20 protein-coding genes are annotated in these 18996 nt (G+C 67.9%); 7 read left to right on the forward strand and 13 right to left on the reverse strand.

The genetic code is table 11. The features are described from left to right. Positions 1-15: 15 nt before the first annotated feature. The 5 genes from AB0C16_RS16675 to AB0C16_RS16695 all read right to left on the reverse strand — a co-directional run bounded on the left by AB0C16_RS16675 (position 16) and on the right by AB0C16_RS16695 (position 5873). On the reverse strand, positions 16-936 hold the full coding sequence (locus tag AB0C16_RS16675; RefSeq protein ID WP_357683530.1) for an alpha/beta hydrolase: 921 nt from the start codon (positions 934-936) through the stop codon (positions 16-18). Positions 937-940: 4 nt separating this feature from the next. Beyond that, the gene (locus AB0C16_RS16680) at positions 941-2062 is read right to left on the reverse strand and encodes an FAD-dependent monooxygenase (protein ID WP_357683533.1); all 1122 of its coding nucleotides are present in this window, start codon (positions 2060-2062) and stop codon (positions 941-943) included. A gap of 15 nt (positions 2063-2077) precedes the next feature. Next, positions 2078-3034, reverse strand: coding sequence for a phosphotriesterase (locus AB0C16_RS16685; protein WP_357683536.1), 957 nt, complete (start codon positions 3032-3034; stop codon positions 2078-2080). Positions 3035-3082: 48 nt separating this feature from the next. Further along, positions 3083-4075: a phosphotriesterase gene (locus tag AB0C16_RS16690; RefSeq protein WP_357683538.1), complete on the reverse strand. Its 993-nt coding sequence runs from the start codon at positions 4073-4075 to the stop codon at positions 3083-3085. Positions 4076-4262: 187 nt separating this feature from the next. Then, a complete protein-coding gene (locus AB0C16_RS16695) occupies positions 4263-5873 on the reverse strand; it encodes an MFS transporter (RefSeq protein ID WP_357683540.1) in 1611 nt (536 codons plus the stop codon). 192 nt (positions 5874-6065) lie between these two features. Here AB0C16_RS16695 and AB0C16_RS16700 point away from each other — a divergent pair, with 192 nt between their 5' ends. Further along, positions 6066-6680, forward strand: coding sequence for a TetR/AcrR family transcriptional regulator (locus AB0C16_RS16700; protein ID WP_357683542.1), 615 nt, complete (start codon positions 6066-6068; stop codon positions 6678-6680). Between the two features lie 217 nt (positions 6681-6897). Then, on the forward strand, positions 6898-8076 hold the full coding sequence (locus AB0C16_RS16705; protein ID WP_357683545.1) for a cytochrome P450: 1179 nt from the start codon (positions 6898-6900) through the stop codon (positions 8074-8076). A 60-nt stretch (positions 8077-8136) separates the two neighbouring features. Here the strand turns inward: AB0C16_RS16705 and AB0C16_RS16710 are convergent, their stop codons facing one another. Next, positions 8137-9297, reverse strand: coding sequence for an FAD-dependent oxidoreductase (locus AB0C16_RS16710; protein ID WP_357683548.1), 1161 nt, complete (start codon positions 9295-9297; stop codon positions 8137-8139). Between the two features lie 11 nt (positions 9298-9308). After that, complete coding sequence (locus tag AB0C16_RS16715; RefSeq protein WP_357683551.1) at positions 9309-9497, reverse strand: ferredoxin; 189 nt, start codon at positions 9495-9497, stop codon at positions 9309-9311. Between the two features lie 128 nt (positions 9498-9625). Between AB0C16_RS16715 and AB0C16_RS16720 the strand changes: the two genes are divergently transcribed. Further along, positions 9626-10687, forward strand: coding sequence for a LysR family transcriptional regulator (locus AB0C16_RS16720; protein ID WP_357683553.1), 1062 nt, complete (start codon positions 9626-9628; stop codon positions 10685-10687). A gap of 509 nt (positions 10688-11196) precedes the next feature. On the opposite strand, the gene AB0C16_RS16725 is transcribed toward AB0C16_RS16720, so the two are convergent. From AB0C16_RS16725 to AB0C16_RS16745, 5 genes are all read right to left on the reverse strand, one after another. Beyond that, positions 11197-11850, reverse strand: a complete 654-nt coding sequence (locus AB0C16_RS16725) for a methyltransferase domain-containing protein (RefSeq protein ID WP_357683555.1) — start codon at positions 11848-11850, stop codon at positions 11197-11199. A gap of 177 nt (positions 11851-12027) precedes the next feature. Next, positions 12028-13083 (reverse strand): PAS domain-containing sensor histidine kinase, encoded by a 1056-nt coding sequence (locus AB0C16_RS16730; protein ID WP_357683558.1) that lies wholly within the window; start codon positions 13081-13083, stop codon positions 12028-12030. Continuing rightward, complete coding sequence (gene kaiC / locus AB0C16_RS16735; RefSeq protein WP_357683561.1) at positions 13083-14612, reverse strand: circadian clock protein KaiC; 1530 nt, start codon at positions 14610-14612, stop codon at positions 13083-13085. The genes AB0C16_RS16730 and kaiC overlap by 1 nt, the downstream gene beginning before the upstream one ends. Beyond that, positions 14609-14914, reverse strand: a complete 306-nt coding sequence (locus AB0C16_RS16740) for a circadian clock KaiB family protein (RefSeq protein WP_357683563.1) — start codon at positions 14912-14914, stop codon at positions 14609-14611. Before AB0C16_RS16740 ends, kaiC begins: the two co-directional genes overlap by 4 nt. A 478-nt stretch (positions 14915-15392) precedes the next feature. Further along, positions 15393-15980 (reverse strand): DUF5994 family protein, encoded by a 588-nt coding sequence (locus AB0C16_RS16745; protein ID WP_357683566.1) that lies wholly within the window; start codon positions 15978-15980, stop codon positions 15393-15395. A 549-nt stretch (positions 15981-16529) separates the two neighbouring features. Between AB0C16_RS16745 and AB0C16_RS16750 the strand changes: the two genes are divergently transcribed. After that, on the forward strand, positions 16530-16790 hold the full coding sequence (locus tag AB0C16_RS16750; RefSeq protein WP_357683569.1) for a hypothetical protein: 261 nt from the start codon (positions 16530-16532) through the stop codon (positions 16788-16790). A 319-nt stretch (positions 16791-17109) separates the two neighbouring features. Here the strand turns inward: AB0C16_RS16750 and AB0C16_RS16755 are convergent, their stop codons facing one another. Continuing rightward, positions 17110-17406 (reverse strand): integrase core domain-containing protein, encoded by a 297-nt coding sequence (locus AB0C16_RS16755; RefSeq protein WP_357683571.1) that lies wholly within the window; start codon positions 17404-17406, stop codon positions 17110-17112. Positions 17407-17646: 240 nt separating this feature from the next. On the opposite strand from AB0C16_RS16755, the gene AB0C16_RS16760 reads away from it, so the two are divergent. The 3 genes from AB0C16_RS16760 to AB0C16_RS16770 are packed head-to-tail and all read left to right on the forward strand — an operon-like array spanning position 17647 to position 18994. Then, positions 17647-18003 (forward strand): transposase, encoded by a 357-nt coding sequence (locus AB0C16_RS16760; protein ID WP_357683574.1) that lies wholly within the window; start codon positions 17647-17649, stop codon positions 18001-18003. Beyond that, positions 17922-18284: a hypothetical protein gene (locus AB0C16_RS16765; protein ID WP_357683577.1), complete on the forward strand. Its 363-nt coding sequence runs from the start codon at positions 17922-17924 to the stop codon at positions 18282-18284. Before AB0C16_RS16760 ends, AB0C16_RS16765 begins: the two co-directional genes overlap by 82 nt. Beyond that, positions 18278-18994 carry a hypothetical protein gene (locus AB0C16_RS16770; protein WP_357683580.1) on the forward strand — a complete coding sequence of 239 codons (717 nt, stop codon included), beginning with the start codon at positions 18278-18280 and terminating at the stop codon, positions 18992-18994. The genes AB0C16_RS16765 and AB0C16_RS16770 overlap by 7 nt, the downstream gene beginning before the upstream one ends. The last annotated feature ends 2 nt before the right edge of the window (positions 18995-18996 follow it).

Raw genomic sequence — 18996 nt, forward strand, 5'->3', positions numbered from 1 at the left:
CATGGGCGGCGCGGGTCAGCGCGCGAGGAAGTCGCGGGTTTCCGCGTAGGTCCGGTGGTACTCCGGGATCCACGAGAAGTGCTGCACGAACCCGTGCCCCGCGCCGGCGTACCGGCTGACGGTCGCGTCCACGCCGGCGTCCTTCAGCTTCTGGCCGTAGAGCTCGCCCTCGTCTCGCAGCGGGTCGAGCTCGCCGGTGATGATCAGCGCCGGCGGCAGCCCGGTGAGGTCCGCCCGCTTGATCGGGGAGACGCGGGGGTCCGCCGGGTCGGCGCCGCTGTCGATATAGAAGGCGTTGAACGGCTTCAGCCCGGCCGTCTCGAGCCCGTAGCCGACGGCGTTCTCCCGCAGCGACGCGTAGCGGTCGATGTCGAAGTCCAGGTCGAGCGACGGGTAGAACATCACCTGGTGGGTGATCCGGTCGAATCCGTCGTCGTGCGCCATGCCGGCGACCGCGGCGACGAACGTGCCGCCGGAGCTGTCACCGGCGATGGCCAGCGTCGTGCCGTCCCAGCCCAGGGTCTCGCCGTTCTCGGCGGCCCATCGGAGCGCGGCGTAGCAGTCGTCGAGACCGGCCGGGAAGGCGTGCTCGGGCGCCAGCCGGTAGCCGACGGAGACGACCTTGAGCCCAGTCTCCTTGGCCAGGGAGCGCGCGACGTGGTCGTGCGTCTCGAGGCTGCCGAGGAAGAACGCGCCGCCGTGGAAGTAGACCAGTACGCCGTACGCGTCGGCCTCGACCGGCGTGTAGACCCGCACCGGGACCTCGCCGGCAGCGGTCTGTGCGGTGAGGTCCTCGACGGAGTGGAGCGGCAGGCGGTCGGCCACGGGCGGAACCTGGGACTCCTCGCCGGCGCGCATCGCCTCCGGGTTCAGCGGGCCGGGGGGCGGCGCCGGCAGGCTGGCGAGGACCTGGGCGATGTCGGGGTGCAGCGGCATGGCGTCAGGCCCCCTGCGGCTTCTGGGACGCGGGCTTCTGGCCCGGGAAGACGTCGTTGATCTCGCCCTCCGTCCAGCCCTGGCGCGAGATCCGCTGCAGCTCGTCGGTCACCGGCTTGCGGGTGGCCTGGTAGAGCGCCAGCGCCTCCTTGACGGAGCCGGCCTCCTTGAGGGCGTCGGCGAGGGCGCCGGCGTCCAGGATCGCCGAGTTCGCGCCCTGGCCCTGGTGGTGCAGCATCGAGTGGGCCGCGTCGCCCACGAGGACGACGGAGTCCGAGTGCCACGTGTCGACCGGGTCGATGTCGTAGACCGCGCGACAGTTGACGGCGTCCAGGTCGAGGTCGCGGGTGATGTTCACGATCCGCTCGTCGAAACCCTCGACGGTCTTCAGCAGGTCGTCCTTGGTGACCTTCGGCGCCCAGGTGCTGTCCGGGCACAGGGCGGTGATGTCGAACGAGACCTGGTCGCGGTGGCGCAGCGGCAGGAGGTAGACCTTCGTGCCCCGGCCGAGGTACATCCGCAGGTTGTCGTCGACGACCATCCCGCGGGCGTCGTCGTTGGAGATCACCGCGCGGTAGGCGTGCTCGCCGGAGAACACCGGCTGGTTGTCGCTGAACAACTGCTCGCGCACGACCGACTTGACGCCGTCGGCACCGACCACCAGGTCGGCGGTGACCGACTCGCCGTTGGCGAAGGTCAGCGTCGCCTTGTCACCCTCGTCCTTGACGCGCTCCAGCTTGTGACCGAGGTGCACCATGCCCTCGGGGAGCACGCCCAGGAGAGCCTCGATGAAGTCCCCGCGGTGGATCAGGTGGGTCTTCTCGCCGAAGGTGTCGACCTCCGGCCACGCCTCCTTCATGATCGGGTCGGCGGTGGCGGTGAGGATCTCGAAGTAGTCGCTCGGCGAGCTCACCTTCTCGATCGCGTCGAAGACGCCCCACTGGCGGAACCGGTCCATGGTGGACGGCCGCAGGCCGATGCCGGCGCCGACCTCGCGGATCTGGCTCGCCCGCTCGTAGACGTTGACGGTGGCGCCGAGGAGGCTCAGGGCCTTGGCCGCGGCCGCGCCGCCGTACCCCGCGCCGACGACGGCGATGTTCAGGTTCTTCAGGTCTGAGGACTGCATGGGTTCTGGTCCTTGTCAGTTCTTGATCGAAAGGAAGTCGGCGGGGTTGTCGACGAAGATCGTCTTGATGGCGGCCTCGTCGAGACCGGCGGCGCGGAGGTCCGGGATGAGGTCCTCGAAGATGTAGTTGACGGTGTGGCCCTTCACGCCCGGCCAGCCCAGCGGGCTGCAGTTGGCGTCCGCCGAGGCGAGCACCTGCTTGATGCGGCCCCCGCCGCTGATGAACCGGAGGAAGTGGTCCAGGCGCTCCTTGCGCGGACGGGCCCAGAACGGTGGGTCCGGGAGCTCGGTCTCGTAGCCGAAGGTGTCGAAGCCGATCCGGCCACCCTGGTCGGCGATCCAGGTGTCGCGGGTCTGGCCGGCGTTGACGCCGTCGTCGACGTGCCCGAAGAGCACGCGGTCGAGGGGAAGGCCCTCCTCGTTGAAGATCGCGATCGCGTTCTCGGCGTCGATGGCCAGGTGGGTCAGGATGCCGGCCCCGGTGGCCTTGGAGGCGCGGGCGGCCGCGCGGTAGATGCGCTTGTCCAGGTCGGTCATCCGGCCGCCCCGGCTGACGCCGACCTTGATGATGCCGGCCTTGCCGCCGGTGTCGCCGATGCCGACGGTGATCTCGTGGATGAAGTGCTCGGCCAGGTATTCCACGCTCGCCCGGGCGAAGAACGGCAGCGCGGTGTCGCCGCCGACAAAGCCGGTGCTCGCGACGATGTGCACGCCGGTCTTCGCGGACAGCGACTTGTAATAGTCGACGTCTCGGCCGTTGCAGATGCCGGTCGCGTCGACGAACGTGCCGCCGCCGTACTCACGGAACCGGCGCAGCTTCGGGACGGTCTCCTCGTACTGCCGCTCGGGGGTCTTCCACCACTTCGTGTCCAGCTCGGAGCCCGGCATGCCGTACCCGATGTGCTCGTGGACGGCCACGAGACCCAGTTCTTCGGTCGGGATCGGCCCGAGGACGGTGTTCACTCTCGACACAACACTCACCTTTAGCGAAAAACTTGATGATCTTTGGCTGTCGCGTGCTCAGCGCACCGACAGCAGGTCGCGCGGGTTGTCCACAAGGATCCGCTGGACGTCCTCGTCGCCGAGGCCCTGTGCCTTGAGGAGGGGGACGAAAGTGGTGAGGACGTAGCTGTAGAGCACGCCGTTGGCCGGGTGGCCCTTGGCGACGCCGGTCGCGTTGCTCGAGAGCAGGACCCGGTCGCCGTAGCCGGCCTCGATCAGCTCGGCTACCAGGGCGGCGCGCTCGGTGTCGGTGACGTGGGCGTCGTCCTCGGTGCCCACGTGGTCGAGGGCGGCGTAGGCGCCCCTGGCCGCGACCTTGAGCGGCGCGCCGGCCGCGACGGCGTCCTTGCGGTCGAGCCCGCCGACAACGACGCGGCTGGCCGGCAGCTTCTCGTCCAGGACGACCTCGAGGTCGCGTACGGCGTCGTTCCCGTAGCGGATGGACACTGGGACACCGGTGGTCAAGGCGGCGCGGGCCGCCCCGCGGAACAGGCTCTCGTCGGTCGCGGTCATGCCCGCGAGGGTCGCGGCGGTGGCCACGAGGCCCGCGGCACCCCGCCGCTCGACACGGGGAACCACCATGCCTTCGGTGACCTCCTTGGCGAAAAGGTCGGCGAACTTCTCGGCCGGCCATGGCGTCGGGGGGTTGGTCTGCGGCGTCAGGAAGTAGCCGCCGAGCATCTCCTCGGGGCCCTGGCCCGCCGACGCGACGATGTGCACGCCGGTCGTGCGCGAGAGGGCCTCGTACAGCCTCACGTCGCGCCCGTGGAACATGCCGGTGCTGTCGACGATCGTCCCGCCGCCGTGCCTGCGGAAGTCCTTCAGCTTTTCGGCCAGGGCCTCGAAGATCTCGGCACGGTCGATGGTGACGTCGTACGCGTGCTCCGCTCCCGGAACCACCGACAGCAGAGCCTCGTGAACCGCGACAACCCCCAGCTCCCGCACGGGAACGGGCCCGAGGACGGTGTTGACGGTGTTGCCGGCGGTGTTCTCGGCAGTCTGGACACCCATCACTGCCACTCCTTTCGCTCTCGGCGAGTGACTGCGATCACGCCGCGACGTGAATCGCGTCACGTAGATTTAACATGACGTCAACTTATTATCCAAGACGTAAAGTACTTTATTTACCTGTACAGAGAAGGTCGAGGTCCCTGCCTCCGGGAAGCGGGGACCTCGACTCGGCCCGGCGACTCTCAGGTCACTCGGCGGGGACGAACTCCTCGTCGCTCAGAGGCTCCTCGACGTCGGCGCGCTTCGAGCCGACGAGCCCGAACAGCGTCAGAGCCGCGGCAGCGGCGGCGCAGAGGCCGGCGACCAGGAATGCGAGGCCGTAGGCGCTGCCGAGCGACTCGAACGCGAGCACGCGGAGGCTGTCCGGCATCGGCACCGGCGGCATGTCCGGACCGGCGCCGGGCACGACCGGCATCGAGTTGATCGCCATGGCGCCACTCCCATGTGCGATACCCCCGGCGATGTCGGTGTACGGCGGCTGGAGCCCGGACTCACCGAGCGCGCTGCCGAAACCGGCGCTCAGGTCGCTGTTCGCCCGGCTGACCGCGACCGCGGCGATGAGCACCGGACCGAGAGCGAAGCCGAAGTCGCGGAGGAGGTTGGTGGTGGCACTGGCCATGCCGGCGAGCCGCAGCGGAACGGTGTTGATCGCGACGGCCGTGATCGAGCCGACGGTGAGCGCGAAGCCGACACCGAGGGCCAGCATCGGACCGATGAACCGCGTCCAGTTCATGTCGTGGACGTCGAACGTCGAGCACCAGATGCCGCTGACGGCGATGAGGGCGAAGCCGGCGGTGAGCACCCAGCGGGGCGAGAAGTTCCGGATCAGGTGGGAGACAGCCGGCACCAGGACGAAGGCCGGACCCTGGATGAACAGGAACAGCACGCCGATCTTCAGAGCGTTCTGGTGCTGGATCGCGCCGAGCCAGATGCTCATCGAGAAGCAAATCGCGAGGAACGCGAACATGCCGACCACCGTGGCGATCGCGACGATCGCGTAGGAACGGTTGGCGAAGATGTTGAGGTGCAGCAGCGGGACGTCGGTCCGCAACTCGATGACGACGAAGGCGCCGAGGAGCACGAGGCCCGCGACGAAGGCGCCGATGATCTCGGGGCGGGCGAAGCCGGCTTCGGAGCCCTGCGTAGCGGCGAAGAGGATGGCGATCAGACCGAGGGCCAGCGTGACCTGGCCAGGGATGTCCAGCTTGCGACCCTCCGGCGCCGAGGAGTCGGCGGCGAACTGGGTGATGATGATCGAGACGACCGCCACCGCGACCACCACGATGTACGACGCTCGCCAGTTGCCCTCCGCGGCCAGCCACCCGCCCATCAGCGGGGAGATCGCCGCACCGATCGAGAGGAAGCCGGCCCAGACGGCGATGGCCTTGGAACGGGACTCCTGCGACGGGCTGACCGCGGCCAGCATGGCGAGCGAGATCGGGTAGAGGATCGCGGCTCCGAGACCCGCGACGACCTGCCCGATCCACAGGATCTGGACCGTCTCGGCGACGGAGCTGACGAGCGAGCCGGCAACGGTCAGCAGAGCGCCCGCCTGCAGCAGCCGCTTGCGACCGAACAGGTCACCGATCACGCCGGTGGTCAGCTCGAAGACGACCATGGGGATGGCGAAGGCGGCCGTGATCCAGGTCAGTGCGGCACCGGAGGTCTGGAACTCCTGCTGGAAGGTGCCATTGAGCGCGCCGGGCAGCGAGTACGCCACTTGCGCGAGGAGCACGGCGAAGCAGCCGGCGACCACCGTGGCGGTGTAGCCCTGCTTGCGCGCAGCGGTCTGCGTCATTGCGGTTTCTTCCTTGTCGATGGGCCGGACGATCGGTTCCGGCAGCTCGGGATCGGCCACCCGATGTGAGCGCGACCACCTGGTTGATGTGCAAGGTGTCATATAACTTGACATGGCATCAAGAGTCTGAGCAATACGTATTCAGAACGATCAGTAAGAGCAGAACGCAGCCGTCGCGCTATGCTGACGGGCATGGCGACGCTGCGTGAGGCACAGAAGGAGATGACGCGAAAGCTCCTGCTCGACGCCGGTCTGGACCTGTTCGGGGCGAAGGGCTATGCGACGACCACGGTCGACGACATCGCGTCGGCGGCGGGGACGACGCGGGTGACCTTCTACGCGTACTTCCCCTCGAAGGTCGATCTGATGAAGGCCCTCATCTCGGAGCGGCTCAACGCCGCGCTCGACCGGCTCCCCTCTGCCGAGCGCGGGTCGACCGAGCGTGAGTTGGTCGCCGTGGTCGAGGACGGCTCGGGAGAGCGGATCCGCGCGTGGCTCGCGTCGACCTCGGAACGATGGGATGCGATTCGCCCCTACACCACGGCCGCCTTCGAGGCCGCAGCCGTTGACCCCGATATCCGCGCGCTCCTCGACGAGTGGCTGAACGAAGCCATCGGTGACATCAAGGAGGGGCTCGACCGTGCCGACCGGTTCCCAGCCGGCACCCGCCAGCTCCGCGGCGTCATCGCCATCACCGAGCTCGACTACGTCGCCCGCCACTGGAAACCGGGGACCTGGGGTGTCGAGCGCGACGAGATGCTGGACGTCCTCACAGAGAGCTGGGTCGGCTCGATCGGGCGCCACTGACCGCTAACCGGCCGCACCCGCAGGTCACAGTGGTGGCATTCGGCGGCTGCATGATCCTCATGAGGACTATGCATTTGTGACATGCTCTCCCGTCCCTTTGAATGCCAGAAGCGGCGTACGGGGCGCAGAGAGCAGTCCCCGACGTCCCCTTCGAAACTCGCGAAGGTGTGGCTCGCCCTCACCTTCGTGATTCCAGACATCATGTGAGGTGCGCAGAATGGCCGTGGCCACGCGGGGAATCCCCGACGTCGACCTCTTCTCCGACGAGGTCCTGCTGGACCCCTACCCGGTCTACGCCGAGCTCCGGGAACTGGCCCCGGTGGTCCACCTCCCGGCAACCGGGGTATGGGCGCTGACCCGCTACGCACCGGTCCGGGCGGCGCTGGGTGACCCGCGGGTCTTCTCTTCCCGGGCGGTCGCCTTCAACGACCGGATGAACGCCGCTCTCGCCGGCACGTCCCTGGCCACCGACCCCCCGGACCACCAGCGGCTGCGCAGCGCGCTGACGGAGAACCTCTCCCCGCGTGCGGTGCGCAAGCTCAAGGCCGGCATCGACGCGAAGGCCGACGCCATGGTCGCGGAACTCATCGAGCGGGGGACGTTCGACGCGATCGACGACCTGGCGCGGGCGCTGCCGCTGGCGGTCGTGGTGGATCTCATCGGCTTGCAGGGAGACGTCAGGGACAAGATCCTCGACTGGGGATACGCCGCCTTCAACGTGCTCGGCCCGATGAACGAGCGCACGGTCGCCAACTTCCCGGTCGCCGGCGAGCTGTTCGAGTGGGCGCACCACATCAAGGAGGAGGAACTGGCCGAGGGCAGCATGGGCCGCGCCATCTTCGCCGCCGCCGAGCGTGGGGAGATCCCGTACGAGAGCTGCGGGATGATCATCCACCAGTACGTCGCGGCGGGGATGGACACGACGATCGCCTCCATCGGCAACGCCATCGCGCTCTTCGCGGCCCACCCCGACCAGTTCGACCTCGTTCGCGAGGACCCGTCGCTGATTCCGTCCGCCTTCAACGAGGTCCTGCGGTACGAGGCACCGGCCCCGATCTTCGGACGGCTGGTCACCGAGGACGTCGAGATCGACGGAACGGTCATCCCCGCCGGCGCGCAGGCCGCGGTTCTCCTGGCGGCCGGCAACCGCGACCCACGGCACTACCAGGACCCCGACAGCTTCCAGGTCCGACGCAACCCCGCCGACCACCTGTCCTTCGGCTACGGCACGCACGGCTGTGCGGGCCAGGGCCTCGCCCGGTTGGAGGCGTTCGCGGTGATCGGCGCGCTGGCCCGGCGAGTCCGCCGGTTCGCCGTCGGACCCGGCGAACGGCGCATCAACAACATGACCCGCAGCCTCGACACACTGCCCGTCGTGGAGATCGAGGCAGCCTGAACCCGGCACGACGAAGGTGCCCCCCGGAACCCGGGTGGCACCTTCGTCATCGCTGCCGGACTACACCGCCGGTGCGGCGCCGCGGCTCAGCCGCCGCAGCCGCGGCACCGGGATCCGGTAGTTGACCGCGACGGCGGTGCCGGGTCCGTCCCGCCGAGGCCAGTTCAGCAGTGCACGGCCGCCGTCCAGGTCGCCGTCGACACACTCCGGGACGCCGTCCAGCGGCAGGTAGCCGCTCGCCTTGAGGCTGATGCCGAACTGCTCCGTCCAAAAGTACGGATGGAAGTCGAGCTCGTCGGCCTCGTCACCCCGGACCAGCGCAACGGCCGCTGCCCTGCTCTGCTCGACGGCACTGGTCCACAGGGGCACCCGGCGGATCCCGTACGGGGTCGGAAAGGCCGCCACATCCCCCGCGGCCACGATGTCCGGCCGCACCCGCCCACGCGAATCGACCACCAGCGCGCCATCGGTCAGGAGCCCACTCGACGCCAGCCACTCGGTGTTCGGGACGTCCCCCACCGCGGAGACCACCAGCTCGGCCTCCAGAACGGCGCCCTCGCCGAGCCGTACGACACAGTGTCCGCCGGCCGTCACCGGGCGAGCCGAGGGCGACGACACGATCGTGAGCCCGTGCTCCCGCGCGGCGGAGACGAAGACGTCGGAGAGGTACGGTCCCAGCTGCCCCAGCAGAGGGCGTCCGCGGGTTACCAGGGTGACCTCGCACCCGACGGCCAGGCAGCCGGAGGCGATCTCCATCCCGAGCGGCCCGTCCCCGACGACGACCACCGATGGCTTGCCCGCGAGCCGGGCCCGCAGGGCGAGCGCATCGTCGAGGCCGCGCAACGTCAGCTCCCTGGCCGCTTCCGCCTCGTCCGCCGGGCCGTCGCCGCACAGGCGCCGGGCCCGCGCCCCCGTGGCGACGACCAGGGAGTCGTAGGGAAGGTCCGTGCCGTCGTCGAGATGAACGATCTTCCGTTCGGCGTCGAGTCCCGAGGCACTGACGCCGAGCAGCTCGGCCGCTCCGTGGGTCGACTCGGGCAGATGATGGGACGTCATCTCCGCACCGTCGAGGAGCGCGGCCTTCGACAGGGCCGGCCGACTGTACGGCGCGTGCCGCTCGTCGCCGACGAGGGTGAGCTCCCCGTCGAACCCGGCATCCCGCAAGGAGTCGCACGCGGTCAGTCCGGCGATCCCGTTGCCCACGACGACGACACGCTTCATCGGTGCCCCCGTCATGCCAGTCGCAGCGCGGCGACCGGGCAGACGCGCGCCGCGGCCCGAGCGGCGTCGAGGTCCGCGCCGTCGACCTCCTCCCGGTCGAGGACGAGCTCGCCCTCATCGTCCAGGTGCATCAGATGCGGCGCGGCCTCCTCGCACAGGCCGTGGCCCTCGCAGCGCGGTCGGTTAAGGATGATCTGCATGGCGCCCTCCCCTGATTCACGGGGCGGCGTCCCCCGCCGACCCAGCTGAGGAAAAGCCTGGTAGCGGCGTGGATTGCGGTCAAATGAATGCTTATCATTAGCGACATGCACCCAGTGAATGTCGGGCGATGAGCGACGGCCCCGCGGAGTCCGCGACCGATGCGGAGCTCGCACGCCTGGCCTCCGTCAACCTCAACCTGCTCGTGCCTCTCCTGGCCCTGCTGGAAGAGCGATCGGTGACGCGGGCGGCTGCCAAGGTGGGCCTCTCGCAGCCGGCGATGAGTCACGCACTCCGCCGCATGCGGCGCCTGCTCGGCGACAGACTGATCGTGCGGCAGAACAACACGATGGTCCTCACGCCCCGCGCCACCGAACTCCTCGCCCCCCTGCGGCAGACGCTGCACCAGACCGCGCGGATCGTGGACTCCCGCCCCTTCGACCCCGCCGCCGACCGCCGCGTCGTCACCGTCGCGATGACCAGCAGCACCGTGCTCGTCATCGGCAACGCCATCGCCCGCCTGCTGGCCGACCGCGCACCCCACGCCGTTCTGCGGCTGCGGACCATGACGATGTTCCCCGAGACGGTCTTCACCGAGAACGGGGCCGACGTGGTGCTCCATTCCAACGCGTTCGCCACGACCCTTCCGCGTGAGCGGTTGTACGACGACCGGTGGGTCGTCATCGCGGGCCCCGACGCCCCCGAGGACGCGAACGCCACGGAACTCCTGACGACACTGCCGCACGTGGTGTTCGACGGGGTTCCGCACCGCCTCCTGCCCTACGCCGTGCTGGACGAACAGAAGATCCCCTACCGGGTGCGACACCTCGTCCCCGACAACCTGCTCATCCCGCAGCTGGTGGCCGGCTCTGGCGGCGTGGCAGTACACCGATTCAGGGTCGCCACCGCGCTGCGCGAATCCCTCGGCCTGCGCATCGAGGAGTTTCCGTTCCCCCTCCACGGCCTCGGCATCAACCTGACCTGGAACCCTTGGCTCTACGACGACGACTTCAGGACCTGGCTGCGCGAGATCCTCGTCGAGGCCGCCGCGACCTTGGGGCCGGGCACAGCGCTCCCGATGGACTCGCCTGCCAGAGAACCCGCGAAGCCGTCCGCCGGCGTGCCGCGTGAACGTGTCACCCACGAGGGCACATCCGCTGTGCCACTTCAAAAGCCGTCGGAGGGCTCGTGACCTGCGGAGCAGCCTGAGACGGTGGCTCAGGCAAGATCGGTTCTTCTGCCTCTCCGTCTTCTCTGTCTGATCAGGAACCGGGGGTGGTCGTCCCACCCGTCGGCTGTCTGCGCGTGCGCCGAGGGTATGAGAAGCAGGCTGAGGGCGGCGGTGCCGGCCGGGGTGATCCGACTGAGCATGGGCAGATTTCCGTTCCGGGCGGGAGATGGGGAGCGGAAATCCGGCTCTTTCAGAGCTGAGTGAATGTGTAAGAGAGTGCCTGGATGCCGGTGACGTGCTCACGGAGGCGGAGCGCGGACTTCTTGGTGCCCCGGTTGAAGGAGCTTGAGCAACGGCTGCCAACGTGGGATCTGCCGCATGTGGTGCGGCACATCGAGGTGGCGTCTGGTCTGCGGTAGCGGGCGGACGCGTTTCGTGGCGCATTCGGGCAGCGGGCGTGCCTGTTCCGTGCCAGGCCGCCCGCGTGCCCGCCCGTCTGGTGTGCGGTGCCGGGGCCTACAGTGCGCGCATCAGCACATGGCGGCGGATTGTTTGCGCATCAGCAAGTGGCCGCGGCGGAATCGTTCATCTTCCAAGGGCTCGCGCAACATCCGCGCCACCTCGACGAACTCTTCCTTGCGGGCCAGGTCGGCCAAGTCGTCGATCGGCCACCGGTAGGCCGGCGCGACCTTATGGTCGAACTGCAGCACCGGACCGCCCTCGGATTCGAAGAAACCGAGCAGGAGGTAACCACCCGGAGCCAGCACCCGGCGGAACTCGGCAAAGTACGGCGGCAGCTCCGGTGGTGGGATGTGGATGACGGAGTACCAGGAGAGCAGACCGCCCAGCTCGCCGTCGGCCACGTCGAAGGCGCCCATCGAACCGACCTCGAAACGCAGGTCAGGATGGTCTTTGCGGGCGATGTCGATCAGTGCGGGAGACAGGTCGATGCCGAAGGCGTCCAGTCCGAGGTTACGCAGGTGGGCCGTCATGTGCCCGGGGCCGCAGCCGGCCTCGGCGACGGGCCGGGGTTCGGCAGCCCGTACGAGTTCGGCGAACACGGCGAGTATCGCGCGATCCAGTGGCAGGCGGTCGAGCGAGTCTCGGACGAAGTCGGCGTAGAGGTCGGCGACGGCGTCGTAGGCGCCCGCCGTCGCGGTCAGATAGGGGGAGGATTCGGCCACGGCGGACGACTATAGTTCATCGGTCGGCAAGGGTCGTCGATCATCGACCGGCTGGGCCGCCGCCCCGCCCGTCTGTCGGGCCGATCACGGTGCAGCGGGTGGGCTTCCCAGAGCCGAGCTGGGTGGCGGCAGTGGTGAACCGGTCGGTGATGACCCCCGGTCCAAGGGGGCGAACGCTCAGAACGGCGGTGCCTGGGGTAGACGCAGGCAAAAGCAAGCGCCTCCTTGTTCGCCCGGTTCGAAGTAAGTGTCGCCACCGTTGGCCCGGGCCAGGCTTTGGACGATCCACAGACCCAACCCCGAGCCCTTGGTCTCCCGCTGGGTGCGCGATTCACGGCTGAACCGCTCGAACAGGCTCGGCCGGAACGCTTCGGGCACGCCGGGCCCGTTGTCGCACACCCGGATCTCCACGCCGTCGGGCTGCTCGGCCACCCGTACCTCGAACGGTGGGGCTCCGTATCGGAAGGCGTTCTCCAGATAGTTGATCAACATCTCTGACAACTCGCTACGATCCACCAGAGCCCGGACTTGGGGATCGCACGACACGTACACGTCCTTGGGCCGATCGGCGAACTCGGCCAGCCGTTCGAGGATCACCTCCAGCACCGGCACCGGCTCCACAGAGACCCGCACGGCGTTCGCATCGATCTTCGCCACGGTGAGCAGTTTCTTGACTAGTGCCTGGAGATTGGCCGTGCGAACCGCGATGCGGTCGAGAACGTCGGCACGCTCCTCGTCGGAAAAGCTCTCCCCGGGCTCACGCAGCATGTCCACCAGCAGGCCGATCCCCGTCAGCGGGTTGCGGACTTCATGGGCGACCACGGCGATCACCATGCTGTGGCGTTCGAGTTCTGCTTCGAGCTGCTGTTCGGCCTCGCGCCGGAGGGTGACGTCGCGCAGCGCGGCGACGTACAGGTGTTCTCCTGCCACCGTCGCGGTGGTGGCGCGCATCTCGACCACTCGCGTCTGGCCGCCGGGCAGCATCAGGTCGATCTCGGTCGATTCGCCGTTGACGACCGGGTAGCCGAACGGGGTGCCGATGAGTTCGTCCGACGGCCGACCGAGCAGTTCCTCGGCGGCGGGGTTGCAGATCCGGATCACACCGTCCTCGTCGACCGCGACGATCCCGTCCGCCAGCACCGCCATGACCATATGTCCGGCGTCGCGCCTGAGATCGGAGGGCCGCATCGGTTCGGCGTTCGGCCTCTCCGCGCTGTCGCGGGGCTCACCCATCAGCCCTCATCCTGGTCCCCGGCCGTTGCGCGCTCTGGGTCGGTCGGCCACTCCGGGTGGCGTGGCAGTACGGCGGCGTCGGGGAGCATGTGGAAGGCTTCGGTAAAGGGGTCACCGATGTGCATACCGGCACCGTCGATGGAGACCTGGCGGATGGTGTGGTCATGTGCCGAGCCGCGCGTCTGCAGGACGGCGATGGCACGCCGGACCCCACCCGCCCCTTCGATGTAGCGCAGCAGGATCGTCACGTCGGCGATGCTGGCGATCTCCATGATCGGCGCTGTGAACATCGGCGTTCCCCCGCCGGTCGGTGCGGAGGTGAACAGGGTCGTGATCTCGTGCTGCCGCACGACCCCGCCCAGTGCGATGACGAAATCCAGCAGTGTCCGCGGCGTCGCTCTCCGCTCAAGGGCGGAGAGACCGTCGATGATGAGCCGAGCGGGGGCAAAGTCCGCAGTGTCTCTCCTGATACGCAGGAAATGATCCTCCACTGAGGCCACTTCCGGGTACGTGGCAGTTACTCGGAGCAGTCCCGACGCCTCCATGACGTCCAAGTCCAGACCCCAGCCAGCGGCGTTGCGGCCGAGTTGCCCGCGAGTCTCGTCGAAGGCATGGAAAAGGCAGCGTTCGCCCGCCCGGAACGCGGCATCGGCGAACTGCAGAGCCGCCAGGGTCTTTCCGCCGCCGTACGACCCGATGAGCAGGACTACCGCGTCCCGGAAGACACCGCCGCCCACCATGGCATCCAGCTCAATGTTACCGGTGGAGACACGCTCCTGCGATGCTCGGTCACGTGGCACGAGGAACGCGACCGGGATGATGACCAACCCGTCTTTCGGGTCGATGGTGAACAACCACTCCCCAGTGCGGTGAGTGGTGCCGCGGAACTTGACAATCTCGATCGTCCGGTGTCGTCTTTCGCTCCGCATGACGTTCCGCATGATCATGACGTTATCGAATACGAACTCCTCGACGCCTTGCCGGGTAATGTGGTTGTATTCCGCGTCACGCTCGGTGGTCAGGACCGAGGTGACCTCGAGCGACTCCAAGACCCGGGCGAGCCGATACAACTCCCGGCGAATGAGTTCCCGATCATCGAAACGCATGAAGACCGCGCCGAGCGAATCCAAGGAGACCCGTTTGGCGCCGATCTGACGCACGGCGCGATCGACGCGGGCCATCAGCGCGCCGAGATCATACGTCCCCACGGTGGGCGTCTGCTCACCGGCCTCCGGCGAGGCGTCGACGAACGTCCACTTTCCCTCGGCCTCCCAGCGTGCGATGTCGAAGCCCAGGGAGCCGACGTTGCGGCGGAGATTCTCGGGTGTCTCGTCGAAGGCGACGAACACGCCGGGGTCGCCGAAACCGGCGATGCCCCGGGCGAGGAACTCCAGGCAGAACAGCGTCTTCCCGGTGCCGGTCGTGCCGGCCACGAGCGTGGACCGGCCGGTAGGAAGCCCCCCGATGGCGATGTTGTCGAAGCCGCTGATACCGGTCGGTGTCCGCCCGACCGTGGCACTGCCCGTCATTGTGCCTGCCCTTCTGGGGACGATCTGCCCACCTCAGGAAGGCCGAGCAAAGCTGCAGCCCGAGCCTGATCGGACAGATCTCCGATAACCCGGAAACTTGGGAGCGGCTTGGTCCTGATCACGATTGGGATGGCCAGAATCCGCTCCTCCTCCGCGAGATTCGGTTGTTCGGCGGCATCGATGACCTCGATCTCATGGCAGCCGGGAAGATAGGTGTCACACAGGGCCCGCAGATTCGCCACCGCGGCCAGCGACCGCGCTGTCTGCCCTGCCACGTACAACCTGAACGAGTAGGTCGCCATCGGCGTCAACACCGCCGTGCCGTTAGGAGCTCGCGTTCCGACCCGGCTGGATTCCCTTTAATGACGTCCCCCTCGCCGCGCCGACCCATGGCGGCCGACACGCTCATCACGGCTCTGGCCGCTTGCTCCTGGTGCCTATGCGGCCGGTCGCCCCCGCCGGCGCCAGTCGGCCCCCTTCAACCCCGGTATACCCCCGCTGACCGCCCCGCTATCTGCCCGTCGATGTCGACCGGCGGCTGTCCGAAGCCCTGCGGGAGCAACCGGTGAAGGTGCCGGCCATCACCGCCCACACCGGGACCAGCCGCACCAATCGCCGCTGACCCACGACCGCTTTCCGCCACGGTCTCAACCGCCCAAGCCCGCTCTGGCCGCCGTTGATGTCCCGTCCCAGCGAACCTGACGTAGCTCCGATGCTCTGGGTCACGTCCAGCGAAGTGGTGTGCATGAGTTGACCTTCGCGTGATCCTGTTTCTGCAGGTTAAGCGGTAAGTGTCTGAGGGATGGGATTGTGCTGCGGTCTGTCGCCGGTGATCACCCGCATGCGGGTCTTGGCCAGGATGTCCAGGCCCATGCAGCGCCGGGCCTCGTCCACTCGTCGACCTGCTCGGCCAAAACCAGAGAGGTCCCGCGCGATGCTCGGGTCGGCGATGACACCCGTGGAGGACCCGCCGTTCATGGATCGGAACCATCCCACCCTGACCGCCCGGCCGGGAGCAGCGATCCGGTGCGGGATGTTGTCCCAGACGTCCACATGGAGCCCGACTCGAAGGGCCATCTCCCCGAGGCGCTGGTCGACGGCTGCGATGAGAGCCGGGAGTTCGGCCGCCGCGTCGGTCGAGCGGGGCCACCATGTCCCGTCCACTGGCCCTACGTGGCCACGCGCAGGTCCGAGGGGCAGCCGTACGGCGGATGCCTCGGCCGGAGTCTCGGTGGAACGCGAGCGGCGGGAATTGTCTGGAGCGGGGTGGCTTGACTTGTCGTCATGATCGACCGGCCGTCTCGGCCCGACTGGGACCGCAAGTAGTGCAACGCCTCGGACGGCGCCGACACGACCGCCAGCGTTCAAAATATCCTCGGTAAAGTCTATTACACGCTCTTCGACAGATCTTTAGGGAACAAGCGCTTTCACCGCCTTCAGTTCGCCTTTCACTGCCCGTGCCGTACATGAAAGAAGCTCCAAGCCTTTCCGGCTCGCCCCGCGCCTTGCATCGGCTACGTAGGCCGAAAGCAACATCTTCAATATACGTCCAAAAATTCTCCCCGGAAAGCACTGATCGAACCGAATTCCATCGAAGCGAGTACAATGGAGTCGCTAAAGATATTCAACGCGCCGGCAATCACGACGGCGCCGTCCGAGGCGTTCCACCGCTGCGGCCCCAGTCGGGCCGAGACGGCCGGTCGATCATGACGACAAGGCAAGTCACCTCACCCGCCGCTCGCGTTCCATCCAGACCTCCGGCCGAAGCATCCGCCGTACGGCTGAGCCTCGGACCTGCGCGCGGCCAGGAAGGCCCCGTGGACGGGCATTGTCCCTCAGGGGAGATCGCCCGGGGGACCGCACAGAGCCCAGGCTTGAGCCGCTGCCTGAATCCGGCTCTAATGAAAGGGGCCGACAGTGCCTGACAACTGCGTGCTGATCATTCGATTTCACTCACTAAACGGTGAAGACATCTCCATGATCAGTAAAGATTTCGACGGAGAGCAGGGAGCGCTCGAGGTGATCGCTCGCGCTCTTGACGAGCAGCGCAGCCTGGTTTTGACCCGCGCTAGGTACGACCGGGAGACCGAGACGAACGGCGTGGTCATTAACCTGGCCAACGTGGTGTTGGTGCGGGTGTCGAAGACAGACAGCGCCGAGGCGGGGCAGTACCTGTAGCGGAGAAGCCGGCCCCGTGATTGACACCTTTGCGGCCGTCCTGGAATTAGCAGCTCGATTGACGAGGAATCGGGTTCGGTCGGCTGTAGAGTTGTATGTAGGACCTGCACTCTCACGTGCAAGGCCTGGAAGGGACGACCCCGGCGCGAACACGCCGGGGTCGTTTTCGCGTCCAGCGAGCCCATGTTCACCGTGACGCCGGTCGGCACGGCAAAATCCGCTCAGGCCACCATCGGCAGGCTGCGGTCCAGGCCGTGATGCGCAGCCGGGACATGTACGGGCGGGGAGCCTGCGCCTGCCGGAACTCCGTCCATGCAGTTCAAGCGGCATGCGAGTATTCGTGGAGGACTCCGCCGAGCCGATCTCGTCGGCGTACGTTCAGGCCGACGACTGTGGCCGGATCGGTGGTTGGGTCCGGGACGGCGCGTAGTGGAGCCGCCTGGTCCTGCGCTTGATGGGCTCGGTGCTCGTTGTAGAACTTCTCATGTTCGCGCAGGGCGTGCCGCAGGTGGCGTTCGTTCCAGAGCAGGCAGCGGTCGAGGAGCTCACGGCGGCATGATTGCACCCACCGCTCCATGACCGCGTTCATCCGCGGCATCCGGATACCGGTGAGCACCGTGTGGATACCGCTGTCGGCGAGGATCCCCCTCCATAAGGGCCGGGAACTTCCCATCCCGGTCCCTGATCAGATAGCGCGCCCGGCAGCCCGCGTCCTCCAGATCCATCACGAGATTCTTGAACGCCTGGATGACCCAGGTGGCGGCCGGGTGGGCAGTGGTGCCGAGCATGTGGACCCTGTAGGACCCAGCTGGTTAACTCGCGCGGTGTCGACTGGTTCGTGATCTGATGGGGTGAGGTGTTCGCCGATGAGGCGTTCGCAGGCGCCTTCGGTAAGGAGGGCAGGCCGGGCTGGTCGCCGGGACGGCTGGCGTTGATCACGGTGCTGCAGCGGGTGGGCAACCTCACCGACCGGCAGGCCGCTGAGGCGGTGGCCACCGATCTGACCTGGAAGTACGCTCTCGGCCTGAACCTGGACGACCCGGGCTTCGATGCGAGCGTGCTGAGTGAGTTCCGCCCCCGAGTGATCGCCCACGAGCTGGAGGAAAGCCGCTGGATCTGCTGCTTGCCGCGTTGCAGGAGCGCGGCATGCTGGCGGCGGGCGGCAAGCAGCGCACCGACTCCACGCATGTGGTCTCCGCGGTGCGGGATGTGAACAGGGTGGAGTTGGCCGGGGAATGTGTGCGGGCCGCGTTGGAGGCGTTGGCGGTGGCCGAGCCCGGCTGGGTGCAACAGGTGCTGGAGGTGCCCGGCTGGGCCGGACGCTATCGGCTGCGGGCCGATTCCTGGCGGATGCCCACCTCCGAGACCAAGCAAAAGGAACTGGCGCGGGTCTATGGGGCGGATGGGTATGCGCTGGTCGAGGCCGTGTATGCGCCGTTCTCCCCGACCTGGCTGCGCCACCTGCGGCCGTCGACACTCTGCGCGTCATGCTGATCCAGCACTATGTGCGCACCACTGATCGGCGGGGACGGCAGGTGATCAAACGGCGGCAGGACCTCGCATCGGGCGGCGAGGGCCTGCCGCCGGGCAGATACCGGCTGAGTTCGCCCTATGACCTCGATGCCCGCTGGGCGGCCAAGGGCAGCGAGCTGATGTGGAACGGCTACAAGGTGCACATCAGCGAAACCTGCCAGCGCAGCGCCGACCCCCAAGACATCCTCGCCGACACCGGCGGCACCGACTTCGGCGCCGACCTCGACATGAGGCCGCCGAACCTGATCACGAACGTGGCCACCACCGAGGCCACCGTGCCCGACACGGCGATGACCGAGACCATCCACCAGCACTTGGTCCGGCGCGGCCTTCTGCCCGCCGAGCACTACATGGATGCCGGCTACTCCTCCGCCGAACTGATCGTCGCCGCCCGCCAGCAGCACCAGGTGAGGCTGATCACGCCGTTGCGGAACGACAACTCCGTCCAAGCCCGCACCCGCAACGGCTACGACCGCACCGCCTTCACCATCGACTGGGAACGCCGGCATGGAACAGCTCGCATTCCCTCGACGATCGGCGGACGACGGGCAGGCGATCACCGCTTGTCGGCCCGAGGGAGCGAACAGCGCGGAGAACAGATCGAATCTCGGCCTCGCGCGAGGCTCTCGAGAACCGAGAAATCCCATGTCAGGTGGGGTGTGGGGTGGTAGGG

The organism is Nonomuraea sp. NPDC048916 (assembly GCF_040649575.1).
Lineage (GTDB): Bacteria > Actinomycetota > Actinomycetes > Streptosporangiales > Streptosporangiaceae > Nonomuraea.